A 17,243-nucleotide genomic window follows, 5' to 3' on the forward strand; every position below is an offset into this window, starting at 1 on the left:
GGGGATCGTGGGCAACGCCGCCGTTCGGGCGGCTATCGCTGCGTTCTTCGTTTTCGTCTTGCTCGTCGGCATACATGCTCCTCATTGACATGCTATGCCTCACACACAAAATTTCGGACAGGCTCCGATCACGAGGGCGTCGGCACCCTGGAGCGCGGCGTCGGCACTGTCGGCGTAGCGCAGCCGGGCGAGCCATTGCGGCCGGCCGGCCAGATCGCGCGCGAATGCATGGCGGGCTTCGTCGAGCGCCACCGGATCCCAGGCGGCCACGGTGGCCCCGCGGCGCAGCAGCTCCCGCACGATCTCGCGGCTGGGCGCGTCGCGCATGTCGTCGGTGTTGGGCTTGAACGCCAGGCCCCACAGCGCGAAGCGCAGGCCCGACAGGTCCTCCCCCAGGCGCTGGACGATCTTGCGCGTGAGCACCGTCTTCTGCCGTGCGTTGGCTTCCTCCACTGCAGCGATCACGCCGAGCGTCACGCCGTGGCGGCGGCCGGTCTCGCACAGTGCCCGGATGTCCTTCGGAAAGCAGGAGCCGCCGTAGCCGGTGCCGGCATAGAGAAAGTCGTAGCCGATGCGGCTGTCCGAGCCGATGCCCTGGCGCACCGATTCGATGTCGGCACCGACCGCGTCCGCGAGATTGGCCAGCTCGTTCATGAAGCTGATGCGCGTGGCCAGCATGGCATTGGCCGCATACTTGGTCAGTTCTGCAGAGCGCACGTCCATGTAGAGCGTGCGGTGGTGATTGCGGGTGAGCGGGGCGTAGAGGTCGTCGAGCAGTGCGCGGGCACGCACGCCGTCCTCGCCCGGCGGCAGGCCCAGCACCACGCGGTCCGGCCGCATGAAGTCGCCGATGGCCGCACCTTCCTTGAGGAATTCGGGGTTGGAGACGACCGCGAAGCCGTGGTCCGCACCGCGCGCCGCGAGTTCCCCGCGCAGCGCCTCGGCCACGCGGTCGGCCGTGCCCACGGGCACGGTGCTCTTGTCGACCACGACGGTGAAGCCGTCGATCGCGCGGCCGATGGCGCGCGCGGCGTCGAGCACGTGGCCGAGGTCGGCCGAACCGTCCTCGGCCGAGGGCGTTCCCACGGCGATGAAGACGATGCTGCGCCCGGCCACCGCGCTGTCCAGGTCGGTGGTGAAGGCCAGTCGTTCGTTGGCCACCGCCTGCTCGATCAGGCTGTCGAGGCCGGGTTCGTAGATCGGCACTTCGCCGGCGCGCAGGCGCCGCACCTTGTCCTCGTCGTGGTCCACGCAGACGACGTCCACGCCGAGGTCCGCGAAACAGGCGCCAGTCACGAGGCCCACGTAGCCCGAGCCGATCACTGCGATCTTCATGCCTTCTCCTCAGGAGTCCAACCAAAGTGTGAGCAGGTCCAACAAAGCCTCTCGCAATGCAAGGGCCTTGATACACTGCGCCGCAGTTTAGATGCTGACGCTTACTTCGGCCCCATGACATTCCGTTCTGCCGCGCGGCATGCCGCAGCGGCGGTTGCCGTCCTCCTCGTTTTCCTGGCGTGCCTGCTCGCCATGCCGGCTGCGCGCGCCCAGGTGCCCACCGACCCGGCGCGCACCGGCGCGTTGCTGCCGGCGGCGCTCGGCGTCCTTTCCACCCAGGCGCTGCCAAGTTCGACCGTCACCGATGCGCGTATCGGCCCCGGCGATGTGCTGCGCATTACCGTTCTCGGCCAGCCCGACCTGTCGGCCGAGGTCGGCGTGAACGACCGCGGCAGCGTCGCCGTGGCGCTGGTCGGCAGCGTGCCGGTGGCCGGCCTGACTCCTGCCGAGGCGGCGGCGCGCAGCGCCGAGCTGCTGCGCAGCGGCGGCTACCTCGTGCGGCCCGAGGTGTCGGTCGACACGGTCCAGGTGCGAAGCCAGCTCGTTTCGGTGCTCGGCGAGGTGCGCCAGCCCGGGCGCTATCCGATCCCGGGCCGGCTCACGGTGCTGGAGCTGCTGGCCACGGCCGGCGGCCTGACCGAGCAGGCCGACACGGTCGTCACGCTGCTGCGCCGGCCCGACGGCGGCACCAGCCCTGATCCCGCCCCGGCGGCCGCCGGCGGCGCGCGCATTCCGGGCCGTCTCGGCGACGGCAGCGGCGAGCCCAGCCGCGCGCCGCTGGACGTGGAGCTGCGCAGCGGCGACGTGGTCTATGTGGAGCGCAAGAAGCTCTTCTACATCCACGGTGAGGTCAACCGGCCCGGCGCCTACCCCATGGAGCCCGGCATGAACGTCATGCGCGCCATCGCCCTCGGCGGCGGCATGAACCTGCGCGCATCGTCGCGCCGCATCGACATCAACCGCACGGTGCAGGGGGTGCCGCAGAAGATCCGCTCCGACCTGAATGCGCCGGTGCTGCCCGGAGACACCGTCTTCGTCAACGAAAGCATCTTCTAGACATAAACGCCGTTGTTCCGGCGGCTGCCCCCGAAGGCGGCATCTCCTCGGCCCAGATTGCGGCCATGCTGCTGGCGCGGCGCCGGCTCGTGGTCGCCGTGGCCGCGGCCACCGTGCTGCTGACGGCCGCGGTGCTGGCCGTGGTGCCGCGCACCTGGACGGCCTCCTCGGACATCTACGTGGACTACAAGAACACCGATCCGATCGCCGGGCGGCTGTTCTCCTCGGGGCAGGACGAGAGCTATCTGCAGACGCAGATCGACATCATCACGAGCCAGGCCGTGGCCGAGCGCGTGGTCGACAACCTGGGCCTGCGCCGCACGGCCGCCTACCAGGAATCGGTCGCCAAGGTGGGCGAGGACCGGGCGTATGCGCAGCTGATCCGCGCCATCGGCGAGAACACCCGGGCCGCCAACCGCCGCAACAGCCGCGTGATCGAGGTCGCCTTCGACGCCGGCTCGCCAGCCGACGCGCGCGACTATGCCAACGAGATCGTTCGTTCCTACATGGCGCTGTCGGCGCAGATCGCCTCGAGCGCGGCGCGCTCGCGCAGCGAGCAGTACAACGCCCAGCTCGAGAAGCTGCGCGCCGAGGCCGACCGCATCCAGAACGAACTCACCCGCTACCAGCGCGAGGCCGGGATCGTCAACATCAACGAGCGCGAGGATGTGCTGACCAGCGAGATATCGAGCCTGACCGCCGCGCTCGTGGCGGTGCAGAACCAGCGCCAGGAGGCGCTGGGCCGCCAGCGGGCGACCGATGCGCTGCTGCGCAGCACGCGGCCCGAGGAACTGCCCGAGGTGTCGGGCCAGCCTGCGATCAACGACCTGAAGTCCAAGCTCAGCGACGCCGACCGCCGCCTGTCCGAGGTGACCGGCGTGCTCGGGCCGAACCATCCGCGCGTGCGCTCGCTCGTGGCCGAGCGCGACGCGCTGCGTGCGCGCATCGCCGGCGAGGCGGGTGCCGCGGTGGCCGCGCAGCGGCTCGATCCGGGCCGCCTCGCCGCGCAGGAAGCCGAGCTGCGCCGCGAGATCGGCGAGCGCCAGCGCAGGCTGCTCGCACAGAAGGAGCAGCGCGACCGCATCGCCGCCTACCAGCGCGAGCTCGAGGGCGCCGAGCGGGTCTACAACGCGGCCACGCAGAAGTACGACGAACTGCTGATGGCCGGCAACATCAGCGCGGTCAACCTCACGGTGCTGCGGGCCGCCGAGACGCCGACCGCCGCGACCAAGCCGAAGGTATTGCCGAGCCTCGCGGCCAGCGTCGTGGTCGGCACCGCGCTGGGACTGGTGCTGGCGCTGCTGCTCGAATTCGGCCGGCGGCGCCTGCGCAGCCGCGACGACCTGATGCGCGGCTTCCCGCTGCCGGTGCTGGGGCAGATCGGATGACCGCCAATACCATCCCGGCCGCGGCAGCGGACAAGATCGGCGACCGCTTCGTGCAGGCCGGCCTGCTCACGCCCGCGCAGGTCGAGCGCGTCGTGGAGCGCCAGCTGGCCGACGGTATCCGCTTCGGCGAGGCTGCGGTGCGCCTGGGCCTGCTCGGCGACGCCGATGTGCAGTCGGTGCTGGCCCAGCAGTTCCGCTACGCGGCCGGCCCGGTGGCCGGCGCGGGGCTGGACCGATCGCTCGCGATCGCGCTCGAGCCGTTCGGCCCGGAGGCCGAGGCAGTGCGCCGCATCCGCGCCGAATTGTCGATCCGCCTGGCCGACCTGCCCAAGCTCGCGGTGGCCGTGGTGAGCCCGTCCGAAGGCGAGGGCAAGAGCGACCTGGCCGCGAGCCTCGCCATCGCCTACGCGCAGCTCGGGCGGCGCACGCTGCTCATCAATGCCAACCTGCGCGCCTCGGGCCAGATCGACCTGTTCGGCCTGGGCGTGCGCGGCGACGGCCTGTCGAGCCAGCTCGCCGGCCGCGCCGCGCCGCAGCCGGGCGTGCCGGTGCCGGGGTTCCCGCTGCTGCGCGTGCTCGGACCGGGGCCGCAGCCGCCCAATCCGCTGGAGATCCTGCTGGAGCCGGCGCTCGAACGGCTCATGGCAGCCTTCGCCGAGGAGGTGGATGTGTTCATCGTCGACACGCCGGCGGCGTCGGCGTCGTCGGATGCGCAGGTCATCGCGCGCCAGGTCGGCCAGTGCGTGCTGGTCGGCCGCCAGCACCACACGCTGCTGCAGGACCTGGAGCGCACCCAGGCGCAGATGGCCACGGCCGGCGTGCAGACGGTGGGCATCGTCTACAACACCTTCGATGCCGACGCGCGCCGGGGCGCAGGCGCGGCGGCCGGCCGCCTGCGGCGGCTGTGGCCATGGCCGCGGAGCCGCTGAACCCGGCTGCGTCCGGCCGGCGCCGGCTGCTGGCCGACTCGGTCGCCGCGCTGGCCGACCAGGCGCTGCTGAGCGCGCTCAACCTGGCGCTCGGCCTGCTGCTGATCCGTCTCACGACCAAGGAGAGCTACGGCCTCTATGCCCAGCTCGTGGTGGGCGGGTTGTTCGCCGCGACCGTGCTCGAATCGCTCGTGACCGGGCCGCTGACCAACGTGGCGGCCGGCCTCGATGCGCAACGGCGCGGCGTGGTCGTGGCCCATCTGGCGCGCCACCAGGGGCGGCTGGCGCTCGGGCTGGCGCTGCTCGGCGGTGTGGCCGTGGCGCTTGCCGTGGCCTGGACGGGCACCGACCCCTGGCCAGTATGGCTCGGCACCGCTTTTTCCGTCTACGTCTACACGGGGAGCCTGCGGGAGTATGTGCGCAGCACCGGCTTTCTCGACGGCCGCGCGCGCGATGTGCTGCGGATGGATGCGCTCTATGCCCTGGCCACCGCGGCCGCCGTCGGCCTGCTCGCGGCGGCGGGCAGGCTGGAGTTGCCGGCCGTGGTGCTGGCGCTCGGGCTCGCGAACCTCGCCGCGCTGGCCGTGCGGCGCCTGCCGGCGGCCGACCGCAGCGACCGCAGCGACCGCGCCGGCCATGCCGCGGCCGTGGCGGCCGTCTGGCAGCGCGGGCGCTGGGCGCTGCCCGGCGCCCTCGTGGCCTGGGCGACCAACTACAGCTATCTTTTCCTGGCCGCGCTGTGGCTCGGCGCCGCGGCGTCGGCCGACCTGAACGCCTCGCGGCTGCTGCTGATGCCGATCTCGCTGTGCGTCGTCGCCTGGGCGCGCATCGCACGGCCGCATGCGGCGCGGCTGCTGGCCGAACGGCAGCCGGCGCGGCTCGAGCGCTATGCGCTGGCCTCGGTCGCGGCGCTGGAGCTGCTGACGCTGGCCTACGTGGCCGTGCTCTGGCTCGCGCTGCCGTGGCTGGAAGCGCGGGTGCTCGGCCCCAAGTACGCGGGGCTCGGTACGCTGGTGCTGGCCTGGGGCGCGTATTTCGCGGTCTACACCGTGCGCTGGATCGGCTCGGCGCTGCTGAGCAGCGGCGACCGCTACCGCATGCTGCTCGCCAGCGGCATGTTCTGCCTCGTCGCCATGCTCGCCGCCGCGGCGTGGGCGATCCCGCGCTGGGGCGTATGGGGCGCGGTGGCGGCGCTCGCGCTGGTCGAGGGGCTCGACCTGCTGCTGATCTGGGGCGTGCTGCTGCCGCGCGTCCGGCGGGCCCATGCGGAGACGGCGCGATGACGGTGGAGGTGAGCGTGTGCATCTGCACCTTCCGCCGCCCGGCGCTACTCGATGCGCTGCTCGGCGTGCTGGCCGCACAGCGGCAGGAGGATGCGGCGGTGGAGTTCGTCGTGGTCGACAACGATCCCGCCGGCTCGGCCCGGGCCGTGCTCGACGCCTGGGCGCAGCGACTGCCGCTGCGCAGGGTGCACCTGCCGCGACCGAACATCGCCGCGGCGCGCAACGCGGCCGTGGCGGCGGCGCGCGGCATGTGGATCGCCTTCATCGACGACGACGAGCAGCCCGATCCCGGCTGGCTGGCCGCGCTGCGCCGCTGCCAGCAGGTGCATGCGGCCGATGCGGTGTTCGGGCCGGTGGTGCCGCGCCATGTGCCGGGCACGCCGGCATGGCTGGTCCGCGGCGGCTTCTTCGACAGGCCGCGCCATCCGACCGGCACGCCGATCGGCACCGGCGAGGCCCGCACCGGCAACGTGCTGCTGCGCCGTGCCGACCTGCAGTCGGTGGCGGCCGCGGCCGGCCGGGAGGGGCCATTCGACGAGGCCTTCGGCCGCACCGGCGCCGAGGACACGGTGCTGTTCCATGCGCTCCATGCACGCGGCGCGCGCTTTGTCTGGTGCGACGAAGCCAGCGTGCAGGAGGAGGTGCCGGCCGCACGCGCGAACGTCGGCTGGCTGCTGCGCCGCTCCTACCGGCTTGGCCAGACCTATGTGCTTTCCGAGCTGGTGCGCCGCCGCGGCGCGGCCCGGCTCGCCCGCGGCGCCTGGCTGGCGATGCGCGCGCTGGCCCAGGCCGGCGTGGCGCTGCTGCTGGCGATCGCCTGGCTGCCGCTGTCGCGCATCCGCGCCATGCGCTGGCTGCGTGCGCTTGCTGCGCAGGCCGGCAAGCTCAGCGCGCTGTCGGGCCACCGCTACCATGAGTATGGTGACTGAACCGAAAGCACCCGACGCCGCCCGCCGCTGGGATCTGCGGGTGATGGTTGTCCTCGTGGCCTGCAGCTTCGCGTTTGCGCTGCTGCCGCCCGGTTTCGACTGGAGCCAGATCGAGGCGCAGGGCAGCTATGCCGGCGGCTCGCTGGCGATGCAGCTCGAATTCGGCAGTCTGTTCCTCGCCGGTGCATGGCTGGCATTGCGCAACCTGGAATCGACCCTGGCCAACCTGCGCCGCTCCAATCCCTTCCTGCTCGCCTTCGTGGCCTGGTGTCTGCTGTCGGTGCTGTGGTCGCCGTATCCGGTCGTCACGCTCAAGCGCGTGGTGCAGCTCGCGGGCTTCACGCTGGTTGGCATCGCGGTCGCCGCGCCGCTGGGCGGGCCGCGGCTGCTGCTGCGTGTGCTGCTGGCCGCGCTGACCGCGCTGCTCGTCGCGTCGATGGTCGTGACCATCACCCATCCGCTGCAGGGCGTGGACTACGAACTCGGCGGCGCCTGGCGCGGCATCATGGGGCAGAAGAACACGCTCGGTGCGGCCTCCGGCATCTGCGCGCTGCTGTGGCTGCGCGAACTGCTCGGCGAGCGCCAGCTGCCCTGGCCGATCGCCGCCGGCGGCCTGCTGTTCGCGCTGGCGATGATGGTGCTGGCCAAGAGCAGCACGGCGCTGCTCGTCACCGGCCTGGGCATGGCGGCCTATCTCTCGCTGCGCTGGCGCGGCGTGGCGCTGCGCCGTCCGGCCTGGGTGATGGCGCTCGGCGCGGCGGCCGTGCTGGCCGCCGCTGCCCACTTCTTCTACGTGGTCGCGGGCCGGCTGCCGGCCTGGTCGGACCTGGCGGGCCTCGTGAGCGCGGCCTTCAACAAGAATGCCGACCTGACCGGCCGCACCGACATCTGGGAGCTGGTGCTGATGGAGGTGCAGCGCCATCCGCTGCAGGGCATCGGCTATGGCGCGTTCTGGCTCGGCGAAGGGAGCCGTTCGCAGTACGTGATCGACATGCTCGGCTGGATCCCGCTGCAGTCCCACAACGGCTACCTCGACATCCTCAACGAGGTCGGCGTGGTCGGGCTCGTGCTCGCGGCCGGCGCGCTGGTCTGGCATGCGGTGGCCGTGGCGCGGCTGCTGCGCGCCGAGCGGGAACTCGGCGCCCTCTATGCGGCGCTGCTGCTGATGATGCTGGTGAGCAACACGACGGAAAGCGAGATGTTCCGCGGCGTGCTGTTCTACAACGTGCTGCTCTTTCTTTTGGCCGCCGGCGTCGCGGCCTCGCTGCGCCTGCACGGCGGGGCCGGCGAGCGGCGGAGGGCCGTCGCGTGAGAGGGGCCCGACTGTACCGCGCCGTGCTGGCCGCGGCACTGCTGCCGCTCGGCGCGGCGGCCCAGGCGCCGTCCGAGTTCGTCGCCGACGGCGCGGGCGTCGCCTTCTACCGCTTCGCCGTGGCCGAGGATGCGCTCGCCGGCGCACCCGACCGTTCGGCGCTCACCGCGCGTGCGTTCGGACCCGCGGACCGCATCGCCGCGCGCGGGAGCCACTTCTGGCGCGTGGGCGCCGACGGCCAGGCCGGCACGGCCGACGACGAGCGGGTGCGGCTCTATGGCGTCAACCTGAGTTTCGCGGCCAATTTCCCGAAGCCGGCCGATGCGCCGCGGCTGGCCCGGCGGCTGCGGCGCCTGGGCTTCAACGCGGTGCGCCTGCACCATATGGACACGTCGCCCGACACGCGCAGCGACCCACCGCGCAGCCTGCTCACGCCGGGGCGGTATCCGAGCTTCAACCCGGCCGCGGTGGAGCGCCTGCGCGGGCTGATCGCCGCGCTGGCCCGCGAAGGCATCTACGTGGACCTCAACCTGCGCGTGGGCTACCGCTTCCGCCCGGCGGTCGACGGCGTGCCGCCGCTCGATGGCGGGGCTGCGGCTGCGCCCTTGACCTCCCCGGTGTATATCTATACACCGCGCATGCAGGATGCGCTTGAGAGCTATACCCGCCAGACTATTCGCGCGCTGGGCCTGCGTGGCAGCCCGTCGCTGGCGCTCGTGGAGATCAGCAACGAGGCCTCGCTGCTGGCGGCCTGGCAGCGCCGCGAATGGCAGGCCGCCGTGCCCGCGGCCTATGCGCCCGAGCTGCGCCGCCAGTGGCAGGAATGGGCCGTGCAGCGCCACGGCAGCGCGGCCGCGGCCTGCCGCGCCTGGGGCACCTGTGCCACCGCCGACGGTCCGATCGACCTGCTCGCGCCGCGCGACGCCGACGCCTCGGCCACGCCGCTGGACCAACTGCGCCAGCGCATCGAGAACCGGCTGCGCGCCGCATCGCGCAACCTGTTCGGCGAGCCGGCGATCGACGCGGCCGAGCCGGTGCGGGGCGCCGCGCTGCGCACCGCCGACTTCCTGCGCTTCCTCGCCGAGACCGACCGCCGCTTCTTCGAGCGCCTGCGCCGTGTGGTGCACGAGGAAACCGACCCGCTCGTGCCGGTCACCGGCACCCAGATGGGCTATGGCGGCGTGCTCAACTACGACTCGCATGTCCAGCAGGACTACATCGACGAGCACTTCTACGTCGACCATCCGGACTTCCCCGGCAGCGACTGGGACCGCAACGACTGGCGCATCCGCGATCTGTCGCTGGCCGGCAGCGAACTCGACAGGCTGCTCGGCCTGGCGCTGCTGCGCGACGGCCGGCGCCCCTTCGTCGTGAGCGAATACAGCCAGCCGTTTCCGAACCGCCAGGGCGCCGAGATGGCGCCGCTGCTGGCCGCGCTGGGCGCGCAGCAGGACTGGGACGGCCTGTTCCTCTTCGACTACCACGACGGCGACACCTGGAACGATGCGCCCACCAGCTTCACGCTCGCGGGCGACTGGGGCAAGTACGCGCTCGTCGGCGCGGCGGCGCGGATCTTCCGCAGCCCGCTCGTCGCGCCGCTGTCCAAGGCCGTCACCGTGCCGCTGCCGCCGGCGGCGCGCCTGGCCGTCGCGGCCACCGGCGATCCGCGCGCGCTGCAGACCTGGCTGCAGGCGCGCTGGGGCGTGGCCGCGCCGCTGGCGCTGCAGCGGCGCATCGGCCTGGACCTCGCCGACGGCGCGCCGGCCCTGGCCGCCCGGCAGGATGCGCCCGCGCCGGTCGACGGCGGCGGCGCGCTGTCGGCCGACCGCGGGCGGGGCACGGTGGTGCTGCGGACGCCGCAGGCGGCCGGCTTCTTCGGCGCGGCCGGCACCCGCGTGCGGCTCGGCGACGACGCTGCCGCGCTGGAGCGGGCCCCGGAGTCGCGCGGCTATGCCAGCGTGCTCGCCGAAAGCCTCGACGGCCGGCCGCTGGCCGCATCGGGCCGGCTGCTGGTATCGGTCGGCAGCGCGGTGCGCGGCACCCAGCCGGGCTCGCGCCCGCCGCGGCCGACCGACCTGGTGCGCTACCGCGGCGCGCGCGACTGGTGGACCTTCGAGCCCGACCCCCAGGCGCCGGACAAGCCATCGGGTGCGCGCGACACCGCCGCGCCGGTCTGGATCGAGCGCGTGCCGGCCACGCTGCGCCTGGCCACGCGCGGCCGCACCGCGGCCGCCTGGCCGCTCGATGGCGCGGGCCGGCGGCTCGCGCCGCTGCCGGCGTCGCGGGTGCAGGTCGATCGCGGCATGCTCTTCCTGCAGCTCCAGGCCACGCCGGCCGAATCCAGCCCCTGGTACGAGGTGGTGGTGGAATGAGGCGGCCGCGGCCCTGGCGCTGCGCGGCGGGCCCGGCCTGCGTCCTGGCCGTGCTCGTGCTTGTGGCGCCGGCAGCGGCCGCCGCGCCCGAATACGCGCTGGAAATCGGACAGAGCATCTACCGCATTGACAACCCGTTCCTCTTCCCCGCCGCGAGCGCCGATCCGCTGCACCGCAGCGACACGGCGCGCAGCACCGACCTCGGCGCTGCGCTGCGCCTGCCGCTGCCCTCGGACCGCAGCTTCCTCCTGCTCGCGGGCACCGCCTCGCGCTTCGACTACGACGCGCTCGGCCTGCTCGACCACACGCAGGGGCAGTGGCTCGCGCGCTACCAGTGGGAAACGCACCTGCTGCGCGGCCGCCTTCAGCACCGCTACGACCAGCGGCTCTACAACTACTACGGCGGCCAGCTCGCCCAGCGCGAGGTGCCGCGAAACACCGAGGACCTGGCCGAGGTCGCGCTGCGCATCACGCCTGCGCTGGAGCTGCCGGTGACCGCCAGCCGCAAGACGCTGCGCTACGAAGACGCCACGCTGGCGCAGCGCTACGACCTCGACGACCGCACGCTCGAACTCCGCTTCAGCTACATGGCCGGCACCAAGTCCACCGCGGCCGTCGGTGTGCGCGAGACGCAGGTGGACTTCCTGCGCCGCACGCCCGAGCAGATCGCCGCGATCGACAGCCGCTACACCGACCGCGAGCTGTTCGCCGACGTGGCCTGGCGGGCCACCGAGGACACCATCCTGCTGGCCCGCGTGGGCACGCTGCAGCGGCGCTTCGAGCACCTGCCGGCGCGCAATACGCAGCTCGTGTCGACCCAGCTCGGCATGGACTGGCACTACTCGCCCAAGACGACTGTCTTGCTGCGCGCCTGGAACCAGCCCCAGCCCAACGACGAGGCCGACACCCGGCTCTATGGCATCACGCGCGGTGCCCAGGCGCGGGTAGTGTGGGATGCGACCGCCAAGATCCGCATCGCGCTGGCCGGTTCGGTCGAGCGGCAGAAGTACCAGAGCATCGACGACGCCAGCGGTGCGGGCGCCATCGGCCACGACCGCGTGGTGCGCTGGTCGGTGCGTGCGGACTACGCAGCCACGCCGCGGCTCGTGTTCACCGCCGAAGGCCTGCGCGAGCGCTACACGCCCGATGCCGCGCTGTCCAGCGGCTCGCTGTACGAGCGCAGCATGCTGCGCCTGGGCATCAGCTATTCGTTCGAGAACATGACCGGCGCCAACCGCGCCCGCCGGCAGCTCGACGACCTGCGCTTCGAAAGGATCCGATGACCGCTGCCCCTTCCTCCCGCGAACCGGCAGCGCCCGGCGGCCTGGGCCTGCGCGCGAGCCGCTGGCTCGCCCGCCGTGCGGTGCGCCGGCGCCTGCCGCTGCGCGGCGGCGTGGGCGTGGTCAGCTTCACCTTCGACGATGCGCTGCTGTCGGCCTGCACCGAAGGCGCCGCCGTGCTCGAGCGCCGCGGCGTGCGCGGTACCTACTATGTGGCCGGCGGCCTGACCGGCGCGCAGGAACTCGGCCGCGCCTGCCACACGGCGGCCGCGCTGCGCGACCTGCTGGCCGCCGGCCACGAACTCGGCGGCCACAGCTTCGCGCACGTGCGCTGCGACCGGCTGCCGGCGGCGCGGCTGCGCGAGGAGTTCGACCGCAGCGACGACTTCCTGCGCGGCCTCGGGCTGCCGCCCGGCCCGTTGGACTTCGCCTATCCGTTCGGCGCCTATGCCTGGCAGGTCAAGCGGCTGTGCGGCGAGCGCTTCCGCTCCAGCCGGGCCACCGGCGGCGGCACCCAGGTGGGCTGGGCCGATCTGGACGCGCTGCGGACCCACCGCCTCTACCTGGCCGAGCCCGACGGGGTGGGCTATGCGCAGCGCGTGCGCGAGGCCGCGCGCGCCGGCGGCTGGCTCGTGGTGAACACGCACGAGGTCGAGGACGGCGCCGGCCCCTACGGCTGCACGCCGGCCGCGCTCGACGCCGCCGTGGCGCTGGCACAGGACCTGGGCTGCCGCGTGCTGCCGGTGGCGGCCGCGCTGGAGCATTGGACACGCCAGGCCTGACATGGCGGCAGCAGAATCAGCAGCAGCGGGCGACGGCGCGACGGCCTACAAACCCTACCTCGACGGCGTGCGGGCGCTGTCGATCCTGGTCGTGGCCGTGGCCCACGGCGGGCTCGGCGACCGCGTGCCCGGCGGGCTCGGCGTCACGGTCTTCTTTTTCGTGAGCGGCTACCTCATCACCGGGCTGCTGCTGCGCGAACGGCAGCGGCATGGCCGCATCGACCTGCCGGCGTTCTACTGGCGGCGCTTCTGGCGGCTGGTGCCGGCGCTTGCGGTCTATATCGCCGCCGCCGTGGCGGCCACCTGGGCGCTCGGCGCGCCGGTGCGCCCGGCCGAGCCCCTGTCGGCGCTGTTCTATCTCACCAACTACTTCGGCCAGTTCGTAGGCTACGGCGATGCCGGCACCGGCCATTCGCCCTACAGCGTGCTCTGGAGCCTGGCGGTGGAAGAGCATTTCTACCTGCTGTTCGCGCCGCTGCTCGCGCTGCTGCCCGGGCGCACGGCGTCGCGCGCGGCGATCGGTGCGCTGCTGGTGCTGCCGCTGCTGGTGCGCGCCGCGGTGACCCACTGGGCGGAGCCGGCCTTCGCGGCCGACTACACCTACCACTGCACCGACACGCGCATCGATTCCATCGCCTGGGGCTGCCTGCTCGCGGCCTGGCGGCCGCTGGCGCCCGGTGCTGCGCGTGCGCGGGCGGCCTTCGCCGCGGGGCTGGCAGGGCTGCTGCTGTCGCTGCTGCTGCGCGACGCGTACTTCCGCCAGGTGCTGCGCTACAGCCTGCAGGGTGCCAGCCTCTACCGCGTGTTCCTCGGGCTGATCCACGGGGCCGGGCTCGACGGCGTGCGCCGGCTGCTGTCGGCGCGGCCGGCGGTGTTCGTCGGGCGGATCAGCTATTCGCTCTATCTCTACCACTGGCTCGCCATCGTGCTGCTGATGAACCTGGCCGGGCCGATCGCGCTGCAGCCGCTGTGGCAGGCCGCCTACTGGACGCTGGCATTCGCCGGCGCCTGCGCCTCCTACTTCCTCGTGGAGCGGCCGACGCTGCGGCTGCGCGTGCGCCACGGATCGGTGGCGCGCTAGCCGCCGCGCCCCAGCAGCCCCCGCAGGCGCCTCACCGCCGCGCGCAGCGCCGGCACCTCGCGCGCCTGCGTGCGCAGGCCGGCTGCGGCCAGCGCCAGCCGGCCCGCGGGCCTCGGCCAGCGCGTGCAGCGGCAGATGTTCGTCGGCCCAGTCGCGCTTGTAGGCTTCGTCGCCGACGGTCAGGTCGAACACTGCGAGCCCGTCGTCGATGGCCTGGCGCAGCACGGCCTCCATGAGCAGGCGGCCCGGCGAGAAGCGGGCCCAGGCGGCGTCGTAGGTGGGCAGTATCCAGTAGTAGCGGCTGGCGCTGCGCAGGCCCCAGTGGGTGGCGATCGGCCGCTCGCCGAGCCAGAGCGCCGAGACCATGGCCTCGATGCCGCCCTGCAGTCGGCCCCGGGCCGCCAGCCGTTCGTAGAACGCGAGGTAGCCGGGCCGCGCGAACAGGTCAATGCTGCCGGTGTCGCGCCAGCGGTGCGATTTCTGCGCGGCCAGCGCGGCCATCACGGCCGGCAGTTCGGCTGCAGGCACGCGCAGCGCGGTGCGCACCGGGCCCTGCTCGGCCAGCCGGCGCCACTGCCGCCGGGTGTCGGCGAAGAGCCGCGCAGGCCGGGCGGCGCAGAAGTCGGCGAAGGTGGCCGGCAGCCGGGCCGCGTGGGCCTGCTCGGCCGCGCGGGCGCCGGGCAGCAGCGCGAACGGGTTGGCGATGCCGGCGAGCGCGGCCGGCATGCGCCGCAGCCGCACCAGATCCACGGCCGGCAGCACCGGGCGCAGCGACTGCCACAGCCGCAGCGCGGCCGCCGCATCGAGCGTGGCGGCGAAATCCGCATCGACCAGCGGCGCGCGGTAGTCGGTCAGCTCGCCGCCGAGGAAGGAGAGCACGCGCAGGCCGCGTTCGCGCCGCCAGCCCAGCGGTGCGACCAGCTGGACGCGGCCGCCGGCCTCGCGCAGCTCGGCCACGCAGGCCCGCCAGCCTTCGCGCGCGCCGACCGCATCGAACCAGGCGGCGAACCAGTCCCACGACTGGAAGGCGTCGCCGGCAGCGCGCGGCCACAGGTCCTCCCAGGCGGCGCGCGCGGCGGCCAGGTCGGCATGGATGCGCCAGTCGGGGCTTTGGGGCATGGGGTATGTGGCTGTAGCGCTTGTTCTATAAGCGCTCTGGAATAGTAGGGTAGGGGGTATTCAATACGCGTTCTTGTCACGCACCACGAGCAGGATGGTCATGAGGATGATCCGGAAGTCCAGCATCAGCGACCAGTTGCGGATGTAGTACAGGTCGTACTCCACGCGCTTTTTCATGCGGTCGAGCGTGGCCGTCTCGCCGCGCAGGCCGTTGACCTGCGCCCAGCCGGTGATGCCGGGCTTGACCTGGTGGCGCAGCATGTAGCCGCGCACGCGGCGGCGGTAGAACTCGTTGTGCTGCACCGCGTGCGGGCGCGGCCCCACGATGCTCATCGAGCCGCCGAGCACGTTGAGGAACTGCGGCAGCTCGTCGATCGAGGTGCGCCGCAGGAAGCGGCCGAACGGCGTGACCCGCGGATCGTCCTGGGTGGCCTGGCGCACGGTGCCGTCGGGCGGCGGCGGCTCCACGCGCATCGAGCGGAATTTGTAGACCGAGATCTCGGTGCCGCCGGCGCCGTAGCGCTTCTGCTTGAACAGGATCGGCCCTGGCGAACTCAGCCGCACGCCGACGGCCGCCACGAGCATGAGCGGGCTGGCGAGCAGCAGCAGCACCGAGGCCATGACCAGGTCGCTCGCGCGCTTGGCCACGCGCGCGAGGCCGAGGAAGGGCGTGTCGTAGGCCACGAGCAGCGGCGTGCCGGCGATCTCGGCGGGCTGCAGGTTGCGCACGCCGAACAGGGCGAAGTCGGGCAGGAAGTAGACCGAGGCCACCGAGTCGAGCAGCGCCTCCACCAGCGGCGCCATGCCGTCGGTGTGGCTCCAGCGCACGCCGATGAAGACCATGTCCACCGGATGCGCCGCGATCCACGCCTGCGCCTCGGCCACGCTGCCCAGCCGCGGCAGCACTGTGTCCTGGCCGGGGCGCGGCGCGAGCCGGTTGTCGACATAGCCCACGGCCCTGACCCCGAGCACCGGCGCGCGCTGGAAGTTCTCGGCGAGATGGCGGCCTTCGTCGGTGAGAAAGACGAACACCGCGCGGCGGCGGCGCTGCGGCGCGCTGTAGAGCCGCACCGCGAAACGGCGGCCAAGCACCAGCGCGGCGGCCAGCAGCGGCGGCGTGAGCAGAAGCCAGGCGACCATCACGAGGCGCGAGACTTCCCGGCCGTACTGGCCCAGATAGATCGCGAACACGGTCAGGAAGAACACGATGCCCCAGCGCTGCACGACCAGCCACAGCAGCCGCAGCCAGTGCACGCGCACGCCGAGGAGGAAGCGGCCGATGTCGCCGAAGGCCACGGCGCTCGCGCCCATGCCGAGCAGCAGGATCAGGTCGAAGGTGGCGAACTCCGCATGGCGGTAGGCCGCCACGCACAGCAGCAGCGACAGGCCGACGGCGGCCGCGCAGCCGAGGCTCACGGCCGTATGGAACAGCGCGGCATGGCGGCTCGGCGGGGCGGACGAAAAGCGCTCGGGCACCGGCCGGATCCTTCAGCGGCGGCGCGCGGCGCGCTGGGCCGCACGCTCGCGCCACACCAGGGGCACGAAGCGCAGCCCTTGCACCAGATAGCGGCGCCACAGGCGCCGCGGCTCGCTGGCGAGGCGCCATGCCCATTCGAGCCCTGCATTGCGCATCCAGTGCGGCGCGCGCCGCTTGATGCCGAGCGCGAATTCCATCGCCGCGCCCACGCAGAGGATGGCGGCCGCGTCGATGCGCTCGCGGTGGCCGAGCGCCCAGCGTTCCTGCTTCGGACTGCCGAGGCAGGTGAACACGAAGGCCGGCCGGGCCGCGTTGACGCGGCGCACGGCTTCCTCGGCCTCGGCGCCGAGCGGGTCGAACTGCATCGACGGCGCATGGATGTCCACGCGCAGGCCGGGATAGACGCGGGCGAACGACGCGGCCAGCGCGGCTTCCTGGCCGGGCTGCCCGCCGAGCACGAAGATGCCGAGCCCTTGCGCAGCCGCACCGCGGGCCAGTTCGACGAACAGGTCGGCGCCCGTCACGCGCCCCGGCAGCGGCTGGCCGAGAAGCCGGCTGGCCCAGACCACGGGCATGCCGTCGGCGAAGACCAGGTCGGCCTGCGCATAGGCTTGGCGGAAGGCCGGGTCGGCATCGAGCCGCACCAGATGGTCGACGTTCGGCGTCACCACCACCCAGGCCGGCCGCTGGCGGCGCGCGCCGGCTTCGAGCAGCCAGGCCGTGGTTTCGGACAGGGTGACGGCGCGCAGGGTGAGGCCGAAAAGCCGGCGTGCGGGCAGCGGGTCGGAAGAAGGGTGCGTGTCCCTGGCCGGGTCCGGGGGCGGTCGGGAATCCATGGGCGGATCGTAGCCCAAAGGACGTGACAATCGGAAACGTTGGCCTCATCGGTTTTTACACAAT

At 73.0% G+C, this 17,243-nt stretch carries 12 protein-coding genes and 2 pseudogenes; 10 read left to right on the forward strand and 4 right to left on the reverse strand.

Annotated elements, in window-relative coordinates; translation table 11 throughout:
* Positions 1-126 precede the first annotated feature (126 nt).
* Positions 127-1,335: pseudogene (locus GAK38_RS13585) on the reverse strand (UDP-glucose dehydrogenase family protein); the annotation flags it as partial.
* Between the two features lie 114 nt (positions 1,336-1,449).
* Between GAK38_RS13585 and GAK38_RS13590 the strand changes: the two are divergent.
* The 10 genes from GAK38_RS13590 to GAK38_RS13635 all read left to right on the forward strand — a co-directional run bounded on the left by GAK38_RS13590 (position 1,450) and on the right by GAK38_RS13635 (position 13,747).
* Positions 1,450-2,391, forward strand: a complete 942-nt coding sequence (locus GAK38_RS13590) for an SLBB domain-containing protein (protein ID WP_325344952.1) — start codon at positions 1,450-1,452, stop codon at positions 2,389-2,391.
* Between the two features lie 65 nt (positions 2,392-2,456).
* Positions 2,457-3,779: a Wzz/FepE/Etk N-terminal domain-containing protein gene (locus tag GAK38_RS13595; protein WP_325344954.1), complete on the forward strand. Its 1,323-nt coding sequence runs from the start codon at positions 2,457-2,459 to the stop codon at positions 3,777-3,779.
* A complete protein-coding gene (locus GAK38_RS13600) occupies positions 3,776-4,708 on the forward strand; it encodes a polysaccharide biosynthesis tyrosine autokinase (RefSeq protein ID WP_325344956.1) in 933 nt (310 codons plus the stop codon). The genes GAK38_RS13595 and GAK38_RS13600 overlap by 4 nt, the downstream gene beginning before the upstream one ends.
* A complete protein-coding gene (locus GAK38_RS13605) occupies positions 4,690-5,991 on the forward strand; it encodes a lipopolysaccharide biosynthesis protein (RefSeq protein ID WP_325344958.1) in 1,302 nt (433 codons plus the stop codon). Before GAK38_RS13600 ends, GAK38_RS13605 begins: the two co-directional genes overlap by 19 nt.
* The gene (locus tag GAK38_RS13610) at positions 5,988-6,920 is read left to right on the forward strand and encodes a glycosyltransferase family 2 protein (RefSeq protein WP_325344960.1); all 933 of its coding nucleotides are present in this window, start codon (positions 5,988-5,990) and stop codon (positions 6,918-6,920) included. Before GAK38_RS13605 ends, GAK38_RS13610 begins: the two co-directional genes overlap by 4 nt.
* Positions 6,913-8,232: an O-antigen ligase family protein gene (locus GAK38_RS13615; protein WP_325344962.1), complete on the forward strand. Its 1,320-nt coding sequence runs from the start codon at positions 6,913-6,915 to the stop codon at positions 8,230-8,232. Before GAK38_RS13610 ends, GAK38_RS13615 begins: the two co-directional genes overlap by 8 nt.
* Positions 8,229-10,604 (forward strand): capsular biosynthesis protein, encoded by a 2,376-nt coding sequence (locus GAK38_RS13620; RefSeq protein WP_325344964.1) that lies wholly within the window; start codon positions 8,229-8,231, stop codon positions 10,602-10,604. The genes GAK38_RS13615 and GAK38_RS13620 overlap by 4 nt, the downstream gene beginning before the upstream one ends.
* A 50-nt stretch (positions 10,605-10,654) precedes the next feature.
* The gene (locus tag GAK38_RS13625) at positions 10,655-11,887 is read left to right on the forward strand and encodes a hypothetical protein (protein ID WP_325344966.1); all 1,233 of its coding nucleotides are present in this window, start codon (positions 10,655-10,657) and stop codon (positions 11,885-11,887) included.
* Complete coding sequence (locus GAK38_RS13630; RefSeq protein ID WP_325344968.1) at positions 11,884-12,666, forward strand: polysaccharide deacetylase family protein; 783 nt, start codon at positions 11,884-11,886, stop codon at positions 12,664-12,666. Before GAK38_RS13625 ends, GAK38_RS13630 begins: the two co-directional genes overlap by 4 nt.
* Position 12,667: 1 nt before the next feature.
* A complete protein-coding gene (locus GAK38_RS13635) occupies positions 12,668-13,747 on the forward strand; it encodes an acyltransferase family protein (protein WP_325344970.1) in 1,080 nt (359 codons plus the stop codon).
* A gap of 213 nt (positions 13,748-13,960) precedes the next feature.
* Here GAK38_RS13635 and GAK38_RS23945 read toward each other — a convergent pair.
* The 3 genes and pseudogenes from GAK38_RS23945 to GAK38_RS13650 form a co-directional block, all read right to left on the reverse strand.
* Positions 13,961-14,866 (reverse strand): annotated as a pseudogene (locus GAK38_RS23945) (GNAT family N-acetyltransferase); the annotation flags it as partial.
* Between the two features lie 60 nt (positions 14,867-14,926).
* Positions 14,927-16,342 (reverse strand): undecaprenyl-phosphate glucose phosphotransferase, encoded by a 1,416-nt coding sequence (locus GAK38_RS13645; protein WP_325344973.1) that lies wholly within the window; start codon positions 16,340-16,342, stop codon positions 14,927-14,929.
* Between the two features lie 12 nt (positions 16,343-16,354).
* Positions 16,355-17,179: a WecB/TagA/CpsF family glycosyltransferase gene (locus GAK38_RS13650; RefSeq protein WP_325344975.1), complete on the reverse strand. Its 825-nt coding sequence runs from the start codon at positions 17,177-17,179 to the stop codon at positions 16,355-16,357.
* Positions 17,180-17,243 lie beyond the last annotated feature (64 nt).

This window comes from Xylophilus sp. (assembly GCA_009914555.1).
In the GTDB taxonomy this organism is placed as follows: domain Bacteria; phylum Pseudomonadota; class Gammaproteobacteria; order Burkholderiales; family Burkholderiaceae_C; genus WNDY01.

What these genes read in the sequence shown, in the direction of transcription:
- GAK38_RS13605 (WP_325344958.1), top strand. Translation starts at nt 4,690, where the DNA reads ATGGCCGCGGAGCCGCTGAACCCGGCTGCGTCCGGCCGGCGCCGGCTG.
- GAK38_RS13610 (WP_325344960.1), top strand. Translation starts at nt 5,988, where the DNA reads ATGACGGTGGAGGTGAGCGTGTGCATCTGCACCTTCCGCCGCCCGGCG.
- GAK38_RS13635 (WP_325344970.1), top strand. Translation starts at nt 12,668, where the DNA reads ATGGCGGCAGCAGAATCAGCAGCAGCGGGCGACGGCGCGACGGCCTAC.
- GAK38_RS13600 (WP_325344956.1), top strand. Translation starts at nt 3,776, where the DNA reads ATGACCGCCAATACCATCCCGGCCGCGGCAGCGGACAAGATCGGCGAC.
- GAK38_RS13595 (WP_325344954.1), top strand. Translation starts at nt 2,457, where the DNA reads ATGCTGCTGGCGCGGCGCCGGCTCGTGGTCGCCGTGGCCGCGGCCACC.
- GAK38_RS13590 (WP_325344952.1), top strand. Translation starts at nt 1,450, where the DNA reads ATGACATTCCGTTCTGCCGCGCGGCATGCCGCAGCGGCGGTTGCCGTC.
- GAK38_RS13650 (WP_325344975.1), bottom strand. Translation starts at nt 17,179, where the DNA reads ATGGATTCCCGACCGCCCCCGGACCCGGCCAGGGACACGCACCCTTCT.
- GAK38_RS13630 (WP_325344968.1), top strand. Translation starts at nt 11,884, where the DNA reads ATGACCGCTGCCCCTTCCTCCCGCGAACCGGCAGCGCCCGGCGGCCTG.